General features: G+C 53.8%; 16 protein-coding genes. 15 read left to right on the top strand and 1 reads right to left on the bottom strand.

What is annotated here, in order from left to right; translation table 11 throughout:
• Positions 1 to 19: 19 nt before the first annotated feature.
• From KQJ23_RS06660 to KQJ23_RS06590, 15 genes are all read left to right on the top strand, one after another.
• A complete protein-coding gene (locus tag KQJ23_RS06660) occupies positions 20 to 2,284 on the top strand; it encodes a DUF6259 domain-containing protein (RefSeq protein ID WP_216477988.1) in 2,265 nt (754 codons plus the stop codon).
• A gap of 43 nt (positions 2,285 to 2,327) precedes the next feature.
• A complete protein-coding gene (locus KQJ23_RS06655) occupies positions 2,328 to 3,410 on the top strand; it encodes a glycoside hydrolase family 172 protein (protein WP_216477986.1) in 1,083 nt (360 codons plus the stop codon).
• Positions 3,411 to 3,479: 69 nt separating this feature from the next.
• Positions 3,480 to 5,486 carry a glycoside hydrolase family protein gene (locus KQJ23_RS06650; RefSeq protein ID WP_216477984.1) on the top strand — a complete coding sequence of 669 codons (2,007 nt, stop codon included), beginning with the start codon at positions 3,480 to 3,482 and terminating at the stop codon, positions 5,484 to 5,486.
• Positions 5,487 to 5,631: 145 nt separating this feature from the next.
• A complete protein-coding gene (locus KQJ23_RS06645; protein ID WP_216477982.1) occupies positions 5,632 to 7,440 on the top strand; it encodes a cache domain-containing sensor histidine kinase in 1,809 nt (602 codons plus the stop codon).
• Between the two features lie 3 nt (positions 7,441 to 7,443).
• Complete coding sequence (locus KQJ23_RS06640) at positions 7,444 to 9,024, top strand: response regulator (protein WP_216477980.1); 1,581 nt, start codon at positions 7,444 to 7,446, stop codon at positions 9,022 to 9,024.
• On the top strand, positions 9,014 to 10,345 hold the full coding sequence (locus KQJ23_RS06635; protein ID WP_216477978.1) for an ABC transporter substrate-binding protein: 1,332 nt from the start codon (positions 9,014 to 9,016) through the stop codon (positions 10,343 to 10,345). The genes KQJ23_RS06640 and KQJ23_RS06635 overlap by 11 nt, the downstream gene beginning before the upstream one ends.
• An 89-nt stretch (positions 10,346 to 10,434) precedes the next feature.
• Positions 10,435 to 11,754 carry an ABC transporter substrate-binding protein gene (locus KQJ23_RS06630; protein WP_216477976.1) on the top strand — a complete coding sequence of 440 codons (1,320 nt, stop codon included), beginning with the start codon at positions 10,435 to 10,437 and terminating at the stop codon, positions 11,752 to 11,754.
• Between the two features lie 72 nt (positions 11,755 to 11,826).
• Positions 11,827 to 12,714: a carbohydrate ABC transporter permease gene (locus KQJ23_RS23675; protein ID WP_216477974.1), complete on the top strand. Its 888-nt coding sequence runs from the start codon at positions 11,827 to 11,829 to the stop codon at positions 12,712 to 12,714.
• 10 nt (positions 12,715 to 12,724) lie between these two features.
• Positions 12,725 to 13,546, top strand: coding sequence for a carbohydrate ABC transporter permease (locus KQJ23_RS06620; RefSeq protein WP_216477966.1), 822 nt, complete (start codon positions 12,725 to 12,727; stop codon positions 13,544 to 13,546).
• A 265-nt stretch (positions 13,547 to 13,811) separates the two neighbouring features.
• Positions 13,812 to 14,429: a KpsF/GutQ family sugar-phosphate isomerase gene (locus KQJ23_RS06615; RefSeq protein ID WP_216477964.1), complete on the top strand. Its 618-nt coding sequence runs from the start codon at positions 13,812 to 13,814 to the stop codon at positions 14,427 to 14,429.
• 11 nt (positions 14,430 to 14,440) lie between these two features.
• Positions 14,441 to 15,367, top strand: coding sequence for a ribokinase (gene rbsK, locus KQJ23_RS06610; protein WP_216477962.1), 927 nt, complete (start codon positions 14,441 to 14,443; stop codon positions 15,365 to 15,367).
• Between the two features lie 40 nt (positions 15,368 to 15,407).
• Positions 15,408 to 16,517: a glycoside hydrolase family 172 protein gene (locus KQJ23_RS06605; RefSeq protein WP_216477960.1), complete on the top strand. Its 1,110-nt coding sequence runs from the start codon at positions 15,408 to 15,410 to the stop codon at positions 16,515 to 16,517.
• A gap of 48 nt (positions 16,518 to 16,565) precedes the next feature.
• Complete coding sequence (locus tag KQJ23_RS06600) at positions 16,566 to 17,624, top strand: LacI family DNA-binding transcriptional regulator (protein WP_346779355.1); 1,059 nt, start codon at positions 16,566 to 16,568, stop codon at positions 17,622 to 17,624.
• A gap of 212 nt (positions 17,625 to 17,836) precedes the next feature.
• Complete coding sequence (locus KQJ23_RS06595; protein WP_216477957.1) at positions 17,837 to 18,034, top strand: helix-turn-helix transcriptional regulator; 198 nt, start codon at positions 17,837 to 17,839, stop codon at positions 18,032 to 18,034.
• Positions 18,034 to 18,516: a DUF6773 family protein gene (locus KQJ23_RS06590; protein WP_216477955.1), complete on the top strand. Its 483-nt coding sequence runs from the start codon at positions 18,034 to 18,036 to the stop codon at positions 18,514 to 18,516. Before KQJ23_RS06595 ends, KQJ23_RS06590 begins: the two co-directional genes overlap by 1 nt.
• 101 nt (positions 18,517 to 18,617) lie before the next feature.
• On the opposite strand, the gene KQJ23_RS06585 is transcribed toward KQJ23_RS06590, so the two are convergent.
• Complete coding sequence (locus tag KQJ23_RS06585; protein ID WP_430522284.1) at positions 18,618 to 20,600, bottom strand: LTA synthase family protein; 1,983 nt, start codon at positions 20,598 to 20,600, stop codon at positions 18,618 to 18,620.
• Between the last annotated feature and the right edge of the window lie 27 nt (positions 20,601 to 20,627).

Below are 20,627 nucleotides of genomic sequence, written 5' to 3'. Positions count from 1 at the left end.
GCGGCAAGGAGGGGTATCGGTGATTGAACTGGAGAATGGAATCCTGTCGATTGGAATGAGCAAACTGGATGGTTCGGTGATCTCGCTTCGCGATTTGCGCAGCGGAGTAGAATATATCGCGCCTGAATCCCGGAGCGACGCCTTCCGCCTAGAGACCGAAAATGGTATGAGCGGCGCTTGGAGCGGGTTCGCCTATGAACTGCGCCGGGAGGCGGGAAGGCAGGAATGCCTGCTTCGCTGGGTGTGCGAGGCAGGCCCCATCGTTCATGCCGCCATCGTGCTGGAGGACGGCTCCGGGGCGGCGGAGTTCCGCTGCCGCGCAGAAGCGTCCGAGGGCATCAGCATCGTCGGATTGGACTATCCGATTATTCCCGATTTACGGAATATCACCGAAGAAGGGGAAGATGACTATATCGCCCACAGCTTTGCGACAGGCATCCAGGTACGCAATCCGCTACGGCATTTCGCGGAGAACGGTTCCGGCATGCGGCATATGCCTTATCCCGAGAGCTTTTCCGGAGCATCGATGCAGTTTTTCGCTTATTACGGGCTGGGCCAGGGCGGACTTTATTTCGCGGCGCTGGATCATAAAGGCTATGCAAAATGGTTGAACTTCTACAAAAATCCTGCCGGCTGGCTGGAGGCCTCCTTCTTTCATGCCGTCGAGGAGATCGAGGCGGGGAAGGGAGTCTGCGTGACGTACCCGGTGGTGGTACAGCTGCTGCGGGGGGAAGGCTGGCATGAAGCCGCCGAGCTGTACAAGAGCTGGGCCAAAGAGCAGCCGTGGTGCGCGAAGGGGACACTGGGCGAGCGGCGGGACCGGGACGACGAGACGCTGTACCGCTGGCTGTATGAGGAAGCGGGCGTTGCAACCTTCGGCATCAATGCCGGATACGACCGGACGGCCTGGCTGCGGAAATACCATGAACATATCGGAACCCCGATGTTCCATATTCTCGGTCCGGATTGGACCCATGCGCCCCAGACGTTCGGGAAGGGAGTTCCGGGAGGCTACGACGACTGGTTCCCTACGCGGTTCAACCGCAGCAATCTGGATTACATGCGCGAACTCGGAGACAAGTTCGCCCCGTTCGAATTTGATTATCTGTTCAACTTTGCGGGGGCCGACGGGGAACGGGGAAAGGCGGCCGCGCAGAAATTCCCGGAACAGGTCAAGAGCATCGACGCTTACCGCTTCCCGTTCCTGTGCCCGGCCGCTCCGTATACGCGGGAGCTGCACCGCCGCAGGGACGAGACGCTGCAGCTTCAGGATGATGTCGACGCGATCTATTACGATATATCGGCCAATAACATCCTGAAGGTCTGTCTCGACGGTTCCCACGGCCATCCGGTCGGCGCAGGCCGGGCGATTACGGAGGCGTACCGGAGCAATTATGCCGAGACGAAGGAAGCGATGATTCAAGCGGCCGGCCGGTATGTGCCGATGGGAACGGAAATGATGAACGAAGTGTTCCTGAGAGAGCTTGATTTCTATCAAGCCCGTGCCGGTGGGCAGCCTGCGGCGCCGCTAGAAGGCTATCCGTTTCGGGAGCTGTTCAAGACGGGAGATGCCGTACTGATTCCGATGTTCACGTATGTATACCATGAATACGGACCTGTGCGCATGGACGGATGGGGCAAGCTGACGGAGGAGATCGGAGACTTATTTTATTACACGGTAGCCAGAACGTATTTATGGGGCGGGCTGTATGAGCTGAACTACGAGTACAGTCCCATGGAAGCTCTGGACGGGACGGAGAACCGCAGCGATGAGCATTATGCGGATTTTGAGCCACGGGGCTATGCTTTTTCCGAGGAAAGAGCCCGCTATGTAGGGATGTATGCCGGGCTCAGAACCGGTGCAGCGAACAAATATCTGGCTTACGGCACGATGCTTCCGCCGCTTCCGCTGGATACCGGCAAGGTCCCGCTGGATACCGGCAAGGTCCCGCTGGACTGGTTCCACTATAACCATGGGATTCATTCCCCGGAATATAACGATTCCGGAAGCCTTGCGGTGGAGAGAGTTGTGCATGCGGCATGGCAATACCGGGATGAGAGTATTGGCTTGTTCTTTGCCGGAATAGGAACCGGGACAGAGCGCGTAAATATCCGCTGGGAGGACATCCCGGGAGGAGAGAAGGTTCAGGAAGCGGTCTGCCGCTGCTACTCGGCGGAGGCGGAATACTGCGCCGAAACGGTCATAACTGCTGGGGACGGATTTATGCTTGAGATTCCGCCAAGAAGCGTCGTTATGCTGGAAATACCGTTATGCAGGAAATAATGATCGCCAACAATACTACACAACTTGAAGGAGAGATTTCATAATGAGCCAATTTAACGGACTGGATATGGGACTGGGCAATTTATTCCGCATGTCGCCTGCCAAGACAAGATCGATCAGTGCGGAGAATTTTACGGGCGCCAAAGGCCAGGGAGGTATGGCGACCGAAGGCACGGGAGCCGGGTGCGCCCGGGATCTCGGCCAGGGCTGGAAGGTATCGCCGTCCGTAGAAATTGCGCCCGCACAGGTATTTACCGTGGCGGAGATCGACGGTCCCGGTGCGATTCAGCATATTTGGCTGACTTGTTTTCCGGACAGCTGGCGGCACATGATTCTCCGGATGTATTGGGATGACGAGAGCGAGCCCAGCGTGGAGACGCCGCTCGGCGATTTCTTCTGCAACGGCTGGTGCGAGCGCAGCAATGTCAACTCCTTGCCGGTGGCGGTAAATCCGGCCGGGGGAATGAACAGCTACTGGGTGATGCCGTTCCGCAAGAAGGCGAGAATAACGGTGGAGAACCGCATGGGAACACCGGTCGTTCTGTATTATCAGATCGACTATACGCTGACTGAAGTGCCGGAGGATGCCGCCTATTTCCACGCGCAGTGGAGAAGAAGCAACCTGCTTGCCTATAAGGATGTTCATGTGCTGCTGGACGACGTTCAGGGGAAGGGGCACTATGTGGGGACTTACCTGGCCTGGCAGGTGAATAATAACGGCTGGTGGGGCGAAGGCGAGATCAAGTTCTTTATGGACGGAGACCGGGAGTTTCCGACGATCTGCGGCACCGGAACCGAGGACTATTTCGGCGGGGCCTGGAATTTCGAGCAGCCGAAGGGAGAATATGCTCCTTTCTCCACGGCGTATCTCGGGTTTCATCAGGTGCTCAAGCCGGACGGATTATACCGGAGCCAGCAGCGCTTCGGCATGTACCGCTGGCATGTGATGGACCCGATCCGGTTCGACAGTGATTTGAAGGTGACGATCCAGGCGCTGGGCTGGCGTTCGGGAGGCCGGTATTTGCCGCTGCAGGACGATATCGCGTCTGTGTCGTTCTGGTATCAGGCCGAGCCGCACGCGACTTACCCTTCGCTGCCGGACAACGACGGCCTGGAGGTCATCTGACTTTAGGATGAGAAGATTGATCCGATTCGATCCAGTAATACATGCACTTTGCATAAGGAGGAGAAACGGTTGGGGCATAATCATTTTCCGCGGAATTCCGGGCTGGAGCGCTTCGTGGCATCAGTCACCTGTGATGACCTCGGCTCCGTCCAGCCTGAAATCGAATGGGGCAGGCTGCATGACGGGTTGTACCGACTCACGCTGACCTTCCGGCTTGAGGAAACCGTCCGCCAGGATGATTGGCGGCTTACGTTCAAGCCGGCCTTCAGCCCATCATTTCACTGGGCGCCGCACCTGACGCCGACCGACAGCCACGTGATCGATCAGCACTGCTTCCGCTCCCCGGCGGTGATCTTCAAGGATGACTGCCGCCTGCTGGCGGTGATTCCGGATCTCGGTCTTCTGCCGGGAGAAGCTCAAGCCAGATGGTATCTGGACAATGATGCCGGGCGCTGCGAAATCATCCTGGGTATGAGCAACAGCCGGGTGAAGGAGCATGTGCTGTTCGAGCGGGCTCCGGGAGCGAGCTATGCCGCCGGAGAGACCGTTGTCGGCTGTTATGTGATGGTTGCTGACGACCCGGAGGTGCTGTTCAATCCCTGGCGCCCGGTGCTGGACTTCCTGTGGAAGGGATGGGGAACGAAGCTGCTCCAGGCGGGCGAGCCGCTGGATACGGCGCTGGAGCCATTCGTGCGGCATGCTTACCGCTGGGCCTTCGAGTATTGGGAACCCCAGGTTTGGCAGCAATTTGAGCTGGACGGCAAGGAGGTCGGGGCCGCCGCCTTCATCGTGAATGTCACGCAGAGTCCGGGATACCCCGGGCCGGTCAACGAGCGGGAGGTGCGGTCTGTCTGGAACCAGGCCTGGTTCAGCTCGCTGCGCTCGGCTTCGGGAATGTACCGGTTTGGCGCTCAAACGGGAGATGACAAGCTGATCACCCGGGCGCGGCTGTCGAAGGAACTGGCGCTGTCCGCCCCGCAGCGGGAAGGGCTGTTCCCTTCCGTTATTGCCACGGAAATGACGCGACTGGAAGCCGAGGGAATAACGGTGAACCGCAGCCAGGGCTGGGATACCGCTTATTGGGGCAATTCCAACCGGAATCCCCGTCGGGACGGTTCGATCAAGTGCGCCCCTTATCATATCGCCGATATGAGCTGGACGGCACTGTGGATGCTTCGCTGGTACGAGGAGCTCGAGCAGGATTCAAGGCTGCTTTCCTATGCCGTCCGCTACGGGGAGGCCTTGCTTCGGTTACAGGATGCCAAGGGATACTACCCGGCTTGGCTGGATGCCTTGTCGCTGGAACCGCTGGAGGAGCTGCGGGAATCTCCGGAGACTGCGGTGTCCGTAACGTTCCTGTTGAAGCTTCATGAGCTCACCGGGGAAAAGCGCTATGCCGACAGTGCTTTGAAGGCCGCGGACATCGTGGCCGAAGAGATCATTCCGATTGGCCGATGGGAGGATTTTGAGACTTATTGGTCCTGCTCGGGCTACGGCCTGGAGCATCTCGGTGCTAAATTTGTCCGCAACGCTATGTATAAGCAGTGCAACCTGTCTATGTTCTGGACGGCCGAGGCTTTCCTGGGATGCTGGCGGATGACGGGGGACCAAGGGTACCTGAGGCTTGGAGAGCGCTGTCTGGATGAACTGCTGATGACGCAGGCTTCCTGGCAGCCTCCCTATATCTATGTTCGGGCGCTGGGCGGGTTCGGCGTGATGAACGCGGATGGAGAGTGGAATGATGCGCGCCAGAGCCTGTTCGCCGAGCTGCTGATCGAATACGGGCATGTGCTCAAGCGGACGGAGTATATCGAACGGGGGATCGCAGCGATCAAATGCGCGTTCGTCATGATGTACTGTCCGGAGAATCCCGGAACCAAGGAGCAATGGGAGAAGGCATATCCTTTTTTCGGGGAGCGGGACTACGGATTCATGATGGAAAACTACGGGCATGGAGGTGAGGCCGACGGGGAAGGACTCGGTATGGGAGAGTTCACGATATTCGATTGGGGCAACGGTGCGGCAGCGGAAAGCTACTTGCGATTGAAGGCCCATTATCCGGCGTTAAATCTCTAGTTCTGGAGTTCTTCGAATTGTGATAGAGTGGTTACGAGAGCATCAATGATAGCTTCGGTTGCTTCTGAATGGCAAATTCTGCAATCGATGCCACAAATGCTGTATTTCCACGTAATTGCTTGCAAACAGGAGGAGAACCCGAAGAATGTGGATGAAGCTGAAAAATGCCAAACTTCGAAACAAGCTGATGGTGATGCTTGCCTTATTCATTTTGGCCCCGCTGGTGTTTGCCGGATTTCTGTTCTATCGGAGTTCCAGCAATTTTGCCGCCGAACGGGCAGACCGCGAATCGCTGCAAGCGCTTCATCTTGTGCGGAACAACGTCGACCAGCTGTTGTCGGAAATCGAGAACCGCATGCTTGCCGTCTATGACAATGAGCTGATGATCGAGCAATTGAGCCTGATGGACGGGCGCAATCTCAAGAACAGTGCCGCCGGTGCGGAGGATTCGGTCAACCGGTTTCTGCGGGAGTCGCTCCGGGGCAAGGAGGATATCGACTCCATCTATTTGCTGGCGCGAAGCGGCAGCATGTATTTCGCCGATATTAAGGGCTCCGGATTGTTCAAGCCGATTTTGCAGGAGCATCCGGAATGGACGGAGGAGATTGAGCGGAAAGCGGGACAGATTATCTGGCTTCCGACTTATGAAATGCCCCCCAATAACTATTTCGGCTATGCGACGCAGTACATTCCGGCCGGAATGCTGGTAAAGGACGTTACGGACTCGCTGCAGAACATCGGGGTACTGATGATGAACGTGAAAATTTCGGCGCTGGACCAGATCGTAGAAAGAGTCAACGTTAGTCCGCACGGGGTGATCCTGATTGCGGACAGCGGAGGGCACATGATCTGGCACCGTAATGACGAGGCTTACGGAATCAACCTGGCCGGGCAGCCGTTCTTCAAGGAGATGGTCTCAAGCGGCGACTCCTTGTCCCTTCAGAACATTGACGGAGAGATGTACCGCATCGGCATGGTGCAGTCCGAGTATAACGGGTGGCACTACTTCTCCTTCATTCCCCAATCCGACGTCGGCAAGGAGTCGGGTTCGCTCAAGCGTTTCTTCATCGTAACGCTGTGCGTGTTTGCCCTGTTGTTCGTGCTGCTGGCCTCGTTGACGACCCATTATATCACCAAGCCGATCCGGCAGATGGCCGTTGCGATGAAGCGGATCCAGAAAGACAACTTCGAGTACCGGCTCCAGGCCCAGTCGGAGGACGAGATCGGCCTGCTTCAGAGCTCCTTCAACAGCATGAGCAGCCGGATCAACGATTTGATCCAGGAAGTGAAGGAAATCTCCGAGCAGGAGAAGGAGGCCGAGGTCAAAGCGCTGCAGGCCCAGATCAATCCTCATTTTGTCTATAACACGCTGGATGCGATGAACTGGATCGCAATCGAAAGGGAGCAGCCGGAGATCAGCAGCATGATTACCTCCTTGAGCGATATTATGCGATATGCGATCCGGCCGGGGAGCCCGCTCGTCACGATCAGGGAGGAACTGAAATGGGCAAGGAACTATGCCTATCTTCAGGAGATGAGATTCGAGGAGCGGTTCGAGGTCCGATTCGATATCGATGAAGAACTGTATGAATATAGAGTACCGCGTCTCTTGCTGCAGCCTTACCTGGAAAATTCCATTTTGCATGGGATGGGAGAGCTGGAGTCCGGCGGACTGATCGAAGTCCGGATGAAGAGGCAGGAGAACGGGCAGGCGATTGTCATTACGATCCGGGATAACGGAAGCGGCATTCCGGGGGATCGCCTGCAGCTGATTCGCAGCCGCATGGCACATGGTATCGGCATGTATAATCTCAACGACCGGCTGAAGCTGGAATACGGTCCGGAATTCGGCGTCCAGGTCCATTCGGTGTACGGGGAAGGCACGATGGTCACGATCGTCCTTCCGGCCATAGAACGGCTTGGCGGAACCTATGATGAACAACAGGAGGGCTAAAACATGTATAGAGTATTGATCGTAGACGATGAGCCGAAGGTCCGGAACGGATTGACAAGGCTCATCCCCGCCCTGGATCCCGAGTGGACCGTCATCGGCCAGGCCAAGAACGGAATCGAGGCGCTTGAAATGGTGCGGAAGGATATCCCTGACCTGGTGATTACGGATATTCGCATGCCGCACATGAACGGGCTTGATCTGCTGAATTATTTGCGGGAATACCCCGTTCAGGTGGTTATTCTGTCCGGCTACGGCTATTTCGAATATGCCAAGACGGCCATTCGTTTCGGCGCGTTTGATTACTTGCTGAAGCCGTTGAAGCCGGAAGAGGTGCGCGATTTGCTCGGCAGGCTGAAGAAGGAAATCCGCAAGCCTGCGGTTCAGGTAACGGCTGCGGCAGCTGATTTCCATTACGCCAAGCTGTGGAAAGACTGGCTGCTCGGCATTGAGGATTCCGCCGATCATAGCGGCCGTCTGCGGCGGCAAATTCCGGAGGACGCCGTTTCGTTCCGTGTGCTCGCCATCGACATCGAGGATCTGGATGAGCTCGTGACTGAGGATCAATGGGGAGACCGGCAACTCGTTACCTTTGCCGTACGGAATATTGTCTATGAAATTCTGAACGGCTGCGAGGGGCTGAGTACCCGTTTTCTGTTCGGGAACAGTTCCCAGATTTACTTCCTGCTGATGAATGCGGCCTGCCCGCGCCAGTTGTACGAAACCATTATTTATGAGGTGCACAGGTGGGTGCGAATTTCGATCTCCCTTGGTATCAGCGGAGAGATCTGTCATTTTGAGCAGTTGCCGCATGCGTTTTCCCAGGCAAGAGAGGCCTTGCTTAACCGCTGGATTTATGGCAGCGGGAAAGTTCATGAATATGAGGGTTCCCCTGATGAAGGCAAAGATTCGTCAGGGTACCCGAGCGATCTGGATGCCGCGCTCGTGCTGTCCCTTCGGGAAGGCGAGGTTCAACGCGCCTGCGAGACGTTGCGCCGGTTCGTCGGGACGATTCTGGAACGAAATGCAGGATACCCGATTTTTCACGGCTATTGCCTGCAGTTGTTATCCTCCGTCGTAAGGTATGTTCATGAGCAGAAAATTACCGCCCTGGTGTTCCAGGATGAGCTGAAGCCGTACGAGTGGTTCCAGTTCAATTTCTCGGCCGATGATTTCATCCGGTTCGTGGACGAACTGATTGCGATCAGCATTGCCAAGGCGGAGTGGAAGAAGCAGCAGAAGCATAACCGGACGCTGGAGGCAGCAGTCAATTACATTCACCAGAACTATGTGAACGATATCTCGCTTAATGATGTGGCTGCTAAAGCGGGAATGAGCAGCAGTTATTTCAGCTCCTTCTTCAAGCAGGAGATGGGCATGTCGTTCATCGAGTACTTGACGCAGTTTCGCATGGATAAAGCCAAAATCCTGATGACGGATCCGAATCTCAAGCTGTATAACATCTCGCAGATGGTCGGCTATCAGGATGTGAAGTATTTCTCGCGCCTGTTCAAGAAGGCGGAAGGTGTCACCCCCGGCGAGTATCGGCAATTCTTCTACCGGAAGGAGGAGGACGATGAGAAGTAAGTCTGAGTCTTTACTGCGGATGGGGCTTCTCGGTCTTGTTCTCGTACTCCTTCTGGCATCGTGCGGAGGCGGGAAGACGCCGGGGAACCGCAGTGATATGGATATCGTGCTGCATAATCCCGAGGTGGAGGCGGCGAGCCCGGACCGGATCGTCCTTCACTTGTTGTCCTTTCATACCGGCCAGGAATTCGAATTCTGGAAGTGGTTGGGCGCGGAATACTCGAAGCAGGCTCCCCATGTGGAAATCCAGGTGGACTTTATTTCGAGCGACGACTACTTCACCGATAATAAACTGCTTGCGTCCTTCGCCACCGGTCATGGGCCGGATATCTTCTTCGTATCCCCGGGGACGATTCGCCGGTTTGAAAATGCGGGCATTCTGGAGACGCTGACGAAGGAGTTCACCCCGGAAATCCGTCAGGATTTCGATCCTGCCGCCCTGGAGTCGGTTACATTGAACGATCAGATCTATGCGGTGCCGTTCGAGACGGAATTGCTCGGTTTGTATTACAACGAGGAGTTGTTCCGCGAGCATGGGCTCATGCCTCCTGCCACCTGGCCGGAGCTTGAGGCGGCAGCCAACGCACTGAAGTCTCCCGGAGTCAGCGGGCTCACGATAGAGACGTTCAAGAGCGTGTACCAGAGCTTCACCTGGCTTCCTTTCCTGTGGCAGACCAGGGCCGATCTGGTGTCCGGGGACGGGCGCACGTCCGGACTGAAATCACCGGATGCTGCGGCGATGTTCCGGTTCTATCGGGGTATGGTGGATCAGGGCCTGCTTAACATGCACCCATCCCGTCCGACGACGGATATCGGAATCCTGGCCAGTGGCGAGACGGCGATGCAGGTGAGCGGAACCTGGAATATCCGTATGCTGGAGACGATCTATGCCGACAAGCCGATCGGGGTTGTACCCCTGCCGGTTCCGGAGGGGGGAGAACCCGTCACGATCGCCGGCGGATGGAAGATCGGCGTCAACCACTTCAGCAAGTATAACGAAGAAGCGAAGAAATTCGTGATGTGGGCTTTTGCCGGAGAACCGGAAATTCCACTCAAATGGGTAAGCGACGTCAAATTCGCTTATTCCCCGCGCAAGTCCGTGATGAAAGCGGGAGAGGAGCAATATTTGAATGGCCTTCGCCGCGTGTTCACCGAGCAAATTTACGGAACGGAGCGCCAGGAGCCGCAGTATCCGGCGGAGATCAGCAGTATATTTACCGAATCCTTGCAACGGCTGCTGTATGGAGGCGCATTGCCAAATGATCTTACCGAGAGCACGTACAGGCAAATTACGGATTACCTGACGGATACCGAAAAATAATCCACCCTCCGAAATTATTTCCCGTTACGGGCTTGAATCCCTGAGACTATACTGAAGTCGATCACAAAATGAAAGGGGATTCATACGAGATGAAGAAGACCAGTTGGAAAATCGTCTTGCCTGCCATGATGGCGCTTTTGCTCCTTCTCCAGGTAGGCTGCGGCTCCGGTTCCGGCAACTCGAACAACCAGGCTAACCAGTCCGGCTCGAGCGGAGCTCAGTCCACCAATGGAGGATCGAAGGAAAAGATTAAACTGCAGTTCTGGGATATGCACACCGAAGCCGAGCAGAAGTATTTTGAAGACTTGGTGAAGGAATACAACGCAGCCCAGGATCGTGTGCAAATTGAATATTCGACTTACAATCAGGCCGATTATACGGCTACCAAACTCCCGATCGCTTTTTCCGGCGGCAATGGTCCCGATATTTACATGATCAGCCCCGGCGACTTCATGAAGTTTTCAAATTCCGGCTACCTGGCCGATCTGGCGCCTTACTTCCCGGAAGGGGTTAAGGAGGATTTCCTTCCTTCCGCGCTCGATGCCGTAACGGTAGACGGACAAATCCAGGCGCTGCCTTATGAGATGGAATTGATGGGACTCTATTATAACGAGGATATGCTGAAGGCGGCCAATGTGGAAGTGCCCAAGACATGGGACGAATTGCTGGATGCCGCCCGCAAGCTGACTACCGATAAGGTAGCAGGGTTGGTCCTGCCGCCGGATAAAGGGGCTTACTTCAATTTCAACTTCTATCCGTTCCTCTGGCAAGCCGGCGGTCAGGTTCTGGCCGAAGACGGCAAAACTTCCGCGTTCAATTCGCCGGAAACGGCTAAGGCGCTCGATTTCTGGGGCACGTTCTTCCAGGAGAAGCTCTCTCCTGCGAAGCTTCAGTACGGTCCATGGGAAATCGACAATCTGGGCAAACAGACCGCTGCCATGCAAATTTGCGGCACTTGGGCGGTCAGCCGGATTGAAGAAGTGTTCGGCGATGTGCCGATCAAGCTGGCTCCGCTTCCGATTCCTGAAGGAGGCAAGCCGGTGACGACGGCAGGCGGATGGAAATTCGCGGTCAATGCCAAGAGCAAGAACTTGGAGGAAGCGGCTAAATTCGTCATGTGGGCCTTCGCCGATCAGGATACTTCCCGTCCGCTGAAATGGGCTACGGAGACGAAATTTGCTTATCCAGCCCGCCAGTCCGTCATTGATGCCGGCCAAGAGATCTATAATAAAGGCCTGCGTCAAGTATTTACGAACGAGATCTACAGCTCCGCCATTCCTGAGCCGGTCTACAATCCGGCAGTGGTAGAGGCCATCGGCGATGCTATGACACGGGTCATGTTCGGAGATATGACAGGCGAGGAAGCCGCGAAAGCAGCCGACGCGAAAATCAATGAAGCGATGAAGTGATCAAGTGTAAATACTCCGGGGGCGTGCGTGAGCCGTGTGCCCCCGGGAGGTTTGCCGGAGGAGGGAAAACCAGTGGTTCTCAAAAAACTACGTACAAGAGCGATGCAGGAAAGAATCACAGCCTACTGTTTTTTACTGCCTGATTTAATCGGATTATTCATTTTTGTATTCCTGCCGATTATTTATGCCTTCTATGTCAGCCTCCATGATTGGGATGCGCTGAATCCGATGAAGTTCATCGGTCTGGACAATTACGTCGCCTTATCCAAGGATATGGATTGGTGGCATTCGGTAGGGAAAACGCTGCAGTTCAGCGTCATCTACGTTCCGCTCTTGTTCTGCCTGTCGCTAGGCTCGGCACTGCTGCTGAACGGACTTCGAGGGAAAGTAGTATCACCGGCACGAACGATGTTTCTGATGCCTTATGCCATTACTTCGGTTATCTCGGCCATCATCGGGATGTATATGCTCGATCCCCGCAATGGGATCATCAATGAGATCATTCGGTTTTTCGGAGGATCATCCCAGCAGTTTCTCGGTTCCCCGTCCCAGGCCATCTACAGCATCATCGCCGTATTGCTCTGGATCAACATCGGCTATAACATGATTATTTTCCTGTCGGCAATCAAGGAAATCCCCAGGGATTATTTCGAGGCGGCCCGAATCGACGGCGCTTCCCGCTGGCAGACCTTCCGGAAAATTACGTTTCCGCTGCTTAAAGAAACCAATACGTTTATTCTCGTCGTTACTACGATCGGTTCATTCCAGGTGTTTGACCAGATTATGGTTATGACCAAGGGAGGACCGGCGAGCAGTACGGAAGTAAGCGTCATCTATATTTTCAAGCAAGGATTCCAGCTGCTCAACATGGGATATTCCTCGGCGCTGGCATTTGTCTTGTTCTTGCTGATCTTCTGTCTCTCCCTTGTCCAAATGAAACTATTCTCTACCAAAGATTGAGGTGACCAAAGTGAGGACTGTAAGATTCAATGCTCAGACAATGCTGGCCGTTATTGCCGTTATTCTTGGCTTGTTGATGATATTCCCGATTTACTTGCTGTTAATCAGTTCCATGCGGTCCGAAGCGAACGTGCTGGAGGTAACCTGGTTCCCCGTCGAATTCGTCTGGCAAAACTTTAAAGAAGTCGTCGTCAGCACAAATATGATGCGTTCGATCGGTAATTCGCTGTTCGTCAGCATCACCGTTACGATCGTGGCTATGATCTTCCATTCGATGTATGGATATGCTCTTGCCCGGCTTCATTTTCCCGGACGGAATTTAATTTTCTCCTGGACGCTCAGTACCTTGATGGTTCCGTTTGCAGTCATCACGATTCCGCTGTACCTGATTACCAAAAACTTCGGCATGCTCAATTCCTATGCGGGGTTGATCGTTCCCTCGATCTTTAATGCTTACGGAATCTTTTTGTTCCGCCAGTTCTATCGAGACTTTCCGAAGGAGCTGGAGGAGGCGGCATACATTGAAGGCTTGTCGATTGCCGGAACGTTCTTCCGGATCGCTCTGCCCCTATCCAGATCGATCATTATCCCTCTGACCATCGGCTTCTTCGTGGCGAACTGGAATTCGTATCTATGGCCGTTGATCATTACGCAGAGCGAAAGTCTGTGGGTCGTCCAGCAGCAGCTCGCTAATCTTGTCGGAGGCGGATATTACACGCCGTGGAATGTCGTGCTGGCGGCGGCCGTGATCGCAGCGATTCCAACCTTAATACTGTTCTTTGCCGCACAGCGGTATCTCGTTGAGGGGATCAAAATGACGGGAATCAAGTGAACTTTTACTAAAGTGCGAGTTCAAAAAGTCAGCTTTTCAGCACCGAGAAGGTTGTGAGAACCTGAAGAAGGAGGAACGGAGTGTAGGCAAAACCTACAGGAGTGAAATGCTTCCAAAGGAAGCATGCCTCGTAAGCATCCGCCCGGACTTCAAGGGTGAACGCAAGATTCGATGTCGATTCAACTCCCGTGCAACACTTCGTGATCAAAAGATGACTTTTTGAACAACCCCTTAAAGAAATTAACTAGAAGAAAGGTTGAGAGCCATGATACATGAATGGGTGCGCGAAGCGCTGCAAAATGAGGCTAACGCGTTGATGTCGACCAGCGAGCAGGTCGGCGAGGAATATGTAAAAGCGGTAGAGATGCTGCAGCATTGCACGGGCAAGGTGGTTGTTACCGGGATCGGCAAATCGGGCCATATCGGTAAAAAGATTGCCGCTTCCCTGTCGAGTACAGGTACGCCGGCCTTCTTTGTCCATTCCGCCGAAGCCGTACACGGGGACAGCGGAATGATCGAGAGCAAGGACGTCGTCATCCTCTTGTCGAACAGCGGGGAGACGGCGGAGGTATTGAACGTACTGAACATCATCAGGAAGATCGGCTCCCAATGCATTGCCATTACGAAAAATCCGGAGTCGACACTCGGACGAGGCAGCAGTGCAGTGCTGTCTTACCGGTATGAAAGGGAAGCCGACCATCTCGGTCTTGCTCCAACAACCAGCGCCTTGCTTCAGCTTGCGGTAGGCGATGCCCTTGTCGTCACGCTGTGCAAGGTGAAGGGCTTCACCAAAGAGAGCTTCCATTTGTTCCATCCGGGCGGAAGCTTGGGCAACCAGCTCTCCCAGGCGGGGGACAAAGCACAATCCGAGCAGGGAAAATAGGGGGTGCTTGCATGAGTATTATGGTCATCGGCAGCTTTATGATGGATCTGGTCATCGGTGCCGAACGCGCTCCGCAGGCGGGAGAGACGGTGATCGGGCGCAGCTTCGACCGGTTTCCCGGCGGAAAAGGCGCGAATCAGGCGGTTGCGGCCGCCAGGCTCGGAGCCAAGGTCAGCATGGCCGGCAAGCTGGGCCGCGATTCCTTCGGCGAGCAATTCCTGCAAGTGCTGCAGCAGGAAGGCATTGAGAGGAGCGACGTGCTGGTCGACGGAGAGGCACCGACCGGCGTCGGCAATATCGTGCTTGAGCAAGGCGGGCAGAACCGGATTATTGTGGTGCCCGGCGCCAACATGAAGTTCACCGCCGAGGAGACCCGGAGGCTTGAAGCCGGGATCAAGGCGTCCAGGATGCTGATCATGCAGCTTGAAATGGAACTGGAAGTCGTGGTCCAAGCGGCCGACATTGCCGATAAATGCGGTATTCCGGTCATTTTGAATCCGGCGCCGGCCAGGCCGCTTCCCCGGGATCTGCTGCGCAAAATTACTTATTTGACACCGAATGAGAGCGAGCTGGCGCTGCTGACAGGCATTGCCGCGGATACGGAGGAGAATCTGATCCTTGGAGCGCAGAAGCTGCGCGATCAGGGGGTAGCCTGCGTCATTGTAACACTGGCGGAAAAAGGGGCGCTCGTAGCCGACAGCACCGGGGTTACCCGGGTCGAGGGTTATCCGGTCGAGCCCGTGGATACGGTAGCGGCGGGGGACTCGTTCAATGGAGCGTTGGCTGCGGAATTGATCCGCGGTGCTTCCGTACAGGAGGCCGTCCGGTTCGCTAATGCGGTCGGAGCCTTGACCGTGACGCGGCACGGGGCGATTCCATCGCTGCCGCGCCGTGAGGAAGTGGAGCTTTTTTTACAGGAGAGAAAAACCGGAGCTTAACCCATAAGCTTTGACTCATAAACTCAAGGAGAACGATAACATGGAATTGACACCTAACATTGCTAGCATCTCCCGCGCCCGCCAAGGAAAGAGCAAGCGCGAATCCAGCTATGACCGCACAGGCGGCAACAAGGATTATTTCTCGATATCTCCCGGAGACAGGACAGAAATCTGCCGGATGTCCGGTGCAGGCTGCATTAAGCATATTTGGATGACGATGGCTACGGATGCGCCGGTTGAAGAGATGTTCCTTCCTCGGAAGATCGTCCTTCGGATGTATTGGGACGGGGAGACCGAGCCCAGCGTGGAAGCGCCGATCGGCGACTTTTTCGGACTCGGCCACGGGATCACCAAAAATTACGCTTCTGCTTGCCTGATGATGAGTCCGGAGGACGGCAAGTCGTTCGTGAGTTATTTCCCGATGCCGTTTGCGGACGGAGCCCGAATTGAAATCGAAAGCGAAGCGGATCAGGTCATCAAGTTTTACTTCTACGTGGATTATGAGCAATACGAAAGCCTGCCCGAGGATGAGCTTCGATTTCATGCCAAATGGCACCGGGAGTGCCCGACGGATGGGATCTCTGACCAAGACGCAGACAATGCCTTTTTTGAATTTGGCGGAAAAAATACAACGGGCGACGGCAACTATGTCATTCTGGAGGCTGAAGGGAAGGGGCATTATGTAGGCTGCAACATGAATATTCATAACCTTCGCCCGACGCTGGAATGGAACTGGTACGGCGAAGGTGACGACATGATCTTCATCGACGGCGAGCCATGGCCGCCATCCCTGCATGGTACGGGTACCGAGGACTACTTCAATACAGCCTGGTGTCCGCAGCAGGAGCAATCCACGCCTTATCACGGGATCATTCTGGGCGGCGGGCCGAACTGGAGCGGCAAGATTTCAGTCTACCGTTATCACATTCAAGACCCGATTCTGTTCGATAAGAGCATTCGCGTGACGATTGAGCACGGACATAACAATCACCGCAGCGACGATGTCTCCTCCACCGCGTACTGGTACCAGGCTGAGCCCCACAAGCCGTTCGCGCCGTTGCCGAAGATGAAGGATCGGATGCCGCTGCCGGATATTTTGCCTTTTGACGAGGAGTCCAACCGCAAGCAGTTCGCGCATCGGAATCCGTAATGCTATTGCCAATGGATGATTCCTATTCTAGAATATGGATATTAAGATGTGCAATCGATATCAGATTGGTTTGAGGTGAATCCATTGGCTACAATTTATGATATAGCGGAACATTTGGGCCTATCTCCTTCTACCGTGTCCAGGGCTTTGTCCGGAAGAGGCTATTGCAAGGAGGAGACCCGGCGCAAAATATTACAGGCGGCCAGCGAGCTGGATTATGCACCGGATCATTCGGCGAAGATGCTCAAGACCGGCGTATCGAGCAAAATCTTGTTCGCAGTTCCGGACATCTGCAATCCGTTCTACTTCGATATGATCCAAGGGATCAATAGCGTGCTGGAGCCGTCAGGCTATCTGCTGATCTTAGTAGATACGAAGAATAGCCTGACTGAGGAACTACGGGCGATTCAACTGCTTCGTGAGAAATATGCCGACGGAATGATTATGGTATCCTTTCATTTTTGCGAGGAAAATATCGAGGCAATTAACCGGCTCAATGCGCCTGTCGTGTTGACAAATAAATATGAGTCGGCGTCCGGGCAGGACCGGTTCAATTATGTATATGTGGATACACATGCCGGCATCCGGGAGGCGACGGAGCATTTTATCTCCCAGGGCTTGAAGCGGATCGCCTATGTGGGGGGACCGGCCAGCGAGCAGACAGGCTATGAACGGTATTGCGGCTATCGCGACGCATTGCTGGAGTCCGGATTGAGCGAACCGGAGAACTATGTGCAGGAGGGCGACTTTACGGAAAACAGCGGTTATATGGCCGGGACCCGGTTATTGTCGGATTCGTCCGAACTACCGGAGGCGATTGTTGCTGCAAATGACCTGATGGCGATGGGCATTCTACGTGCATGTGAACAGAAAGGGTTATCGGTCCCTAAGGATATTGCACTTTCGGGAATGGATAACTTGAGTATATGTGAGCGGATATCTCCCAAGCTGACTTCTGTTGAGCTTTGTGCAGAGGAGATTGGGGGGAGAGCTGCTGAATTACTTTTAAAGCAAATGAAGAATGATCCGTCCAGGATTGCCAATGTCCGGCTGCAGCCCCGGCTTGTCGTGCGCGAATCGAGCCGGTCTAGCGTCTTGAACGTGTGACAGTTTTCATATTCCAAGACAGAACAGCTTCCCGTGAGGCAGACGGTTTAACAAACCGTAGTGGCCTCAGGGGGAGCTGTTTTTTTAGAGTTCAGAAGTATAAATACACTGGCAACAGGTGACCAAAGGTAAATTTTATCATTCTAAATGTAATATATAATTTGCATTTAGTAATTCATAATGTATAATATAGCTAAGGAAGGAGGACTTTCGTGAAGAATAAAAAGCTCAAAATAGCCCGAATTGAATGTGATATGAGCCAGGAGGATTTGGCCCATAAGGTTGGCGTCACCCGGCAGACGATTGGTTTGATCGAGTCCGGGAATTATAATCCGACATTGAAGCTTTGCATCGCCATATGTAAAGCTCTTAACAAAAATCTGAACGACTTATTTTGGGAGGAACCCTGATGAAGATCAAAGATGAACGCGTCTTGCAATTAAATAACAAAATTCAAAGCGAAGCTTATTTTGTAGTGCTGTTCCTTTCGGCGGCTTCTGTTTTAATCAAATCCTATGTCATGGACATGTCCTTTTCACAGTATGCCGTTGAACTGGGCGTTATTGTTTTGTCCATAGCTTATATTGCGGTAAGAAGCATGTTGGTCGGATCCAATTTCATGAATACGTCTAAGGGCGGCAAAGGACTGACAGTATCAGCTGTCTTAGTATTAAGCCTTGCTGTCAGCATTACAAATGGAATAAGGAACTATACCTTGTACGGTGATAAATATACGGGCATATTCGACGGATATTTTATTGCAGTATTAGCGGTAACCTTTATCTCGGCAGCTGTTTTTATCTCCGTTGTGATCGCTCTTCTGTATTGGTTTAACAGGAAGGGGCAAGAAAGGATTGAAAAAAGACTAAATGAAGAAGAGGAACAGGATTGATTGCTGAATCAATCCTGTTTTCTCCGTTATACAGAGGAAGGACTTTAAGGAAATGGAGTTTATGCAACCGAAGCAGGCAAAAAGATGCTCACCTCGTATGTTTAATTCGGGGAGCCGGCTTCATTTCTCAGCAACGGAATCAGGTCCAGCTCGACGGCCTTGTCGGACATGAGAAGCCGCTTCTGCGCTTCCTCATGGGGAATCCGGCACGCCTCGATATCGGTCTTGCTCCTAGTGGCAAGATCGTAACAGCTTCCATTGTCGTATTGATGATCCGGTGATGGAATATAGTACAGCTTCCCGTCCGTAAAGGCACCGGAACGCAACACGACAAGCGGCGACGCATCCATGGAATCGGCAAACAGATTGTTACCCATCATCGGATAAGGCGACGAGTCGATGCCGAGCAAATGGAGCAGGGAGGGCGCCAAATCAAGCTGTCCAGATGCACGGTCATCGATCCCGGTGAGCGCCTCATCAGGGAGGTGGACCAGAAGAGGCACCTGATTCAGAATTTGATGTATGTCCAGCTCAGTGAGCGGCTTGCCGAGAAATTGCTCGTAATCAGACATATCTGTCAGCGAATTATCATGATCTCCGTAGACAAAGAGAATTGTATTTTCCCACAGCCCCCGGGATTTCAGTCCTTCTACCAATTGTCCCAACGCTGCGTCCGCATAATGGATCGATTCCAGATAGGAGCCGAAAATGGTGCCGCTAAATTCACCGGAGTCAAAATCCTTGGCAGAGTCCGGCAGTGTATATGGATGATGGCTTGATAAGGTGATCAGAAAGCTATAGAACGGCTGCTGCTGGTCATCCATGAGTTCCAACGACTGCCTGAAAAAGGATTTATCGCCGAGAGACCAACCGATCGCTTCATCGAGAGTATAATCCTTTCTGGTATAAAAATGATCGTATCCCATCGCCTCATACATCTGCGTCCGATTCCAGAAGCTTCCCTCATAGGCATGGAATGCCGCCGTGTCATAGCCTTGTCCAGCGAGAATCTGGGGAAGCGAGTCGAAGGTATGATTGGAAAAACGGGTGAACACAGAACCAGAAGGCAGCGGATGCAGCGATACATGGGAGGTGAAGTCCGCATCCGAGGTTCGGCCTTGTCCCGTCTGATGATAGTAGTTCGGATAGTAAAGACTGTTCCCCATCAGCATGTTAAAGTTCGGCGTAATCTCCACACCATGGATGTCCTTGCCAATCATAAAATTCATGAAGGCCTCGACTTGAACGACGATCACATTACTGCCTTCATAGGCACCGAATGTCTCTTTGTTTCCCTGCCTTACCTGGGCAGCCTCAGCGAACCACTGCTTCATCTCGTCCAGTTCCTCAGGGGAAGGCTTGGGCTTGCCGAGTACGTTTTCCTTCACATAACGGGAGACATCGTAATAATGAAAGCCCAGCAGTCCGGTCACATTGTAGAGGGACAGGTTCCACCAGGCACCTTCAAACAACCCGACAGCCCAGGTGTTCGCGTAGAAGGTAATCGGACCGACTGTCAAGATGAATCCGAGTACAAAAGCTAGAATTCCGGATAGCAGCCGAGAGCGAGGACTGCGGCGCCGTCCGGTGCCGGATAAGCGTATTGCCGTTCCGCTATGCTCTGAACCTCGCAATGTTGGCGCTGCTTCATAAGTGCTGTAGCGGTGCTTGCGGCTGCTTTTAAACAGTTTCATGCCTGTCCAGACAACAAATATGAGCAGAAAATCAGCAGCCAATCGAAGATCTGAGAGACGGAGCAGTTCCCGAATGCTGCCGCCGAGCTCGCCAACCTGACCTGCTTGAAGGAGTACAGGCACCGTAATAAAATCGCCGAAATAACGATAGTAGACCAGATCGGCGAAGATCAGCAGGCTTAACAGCACATCCAGAACGATTAGAGCTATTATCCGCCCACGGCGCGGCAGCCACAGAGTCCAGAAGGAGACGAGCATCACGGAGCCGATGGCAATGACATCGTCCAGCAGGTTCATATCGATATAGCGCGCATGAAGATTACCGTGCAGAACGGTGAGCTTGTAGAATAAGGACAAAATGAACACGATAAATTCCAGCAAAGTGCTCACCTCCAGTTATGAAATAAAGTCATGGAT

Source organism: Paenibacillus brevis (genome assembly GCF_018919145.1).
Taxonomy (GTDB): Bacteria; Bacillota; Bacilli; order Paenibacillales; family Paenibacillaceae; genus Fontibacillus; species Fontibacillus brevis.
This window is presented reverse-complemented; position numbering and strand designations above follow the sequence as displayed.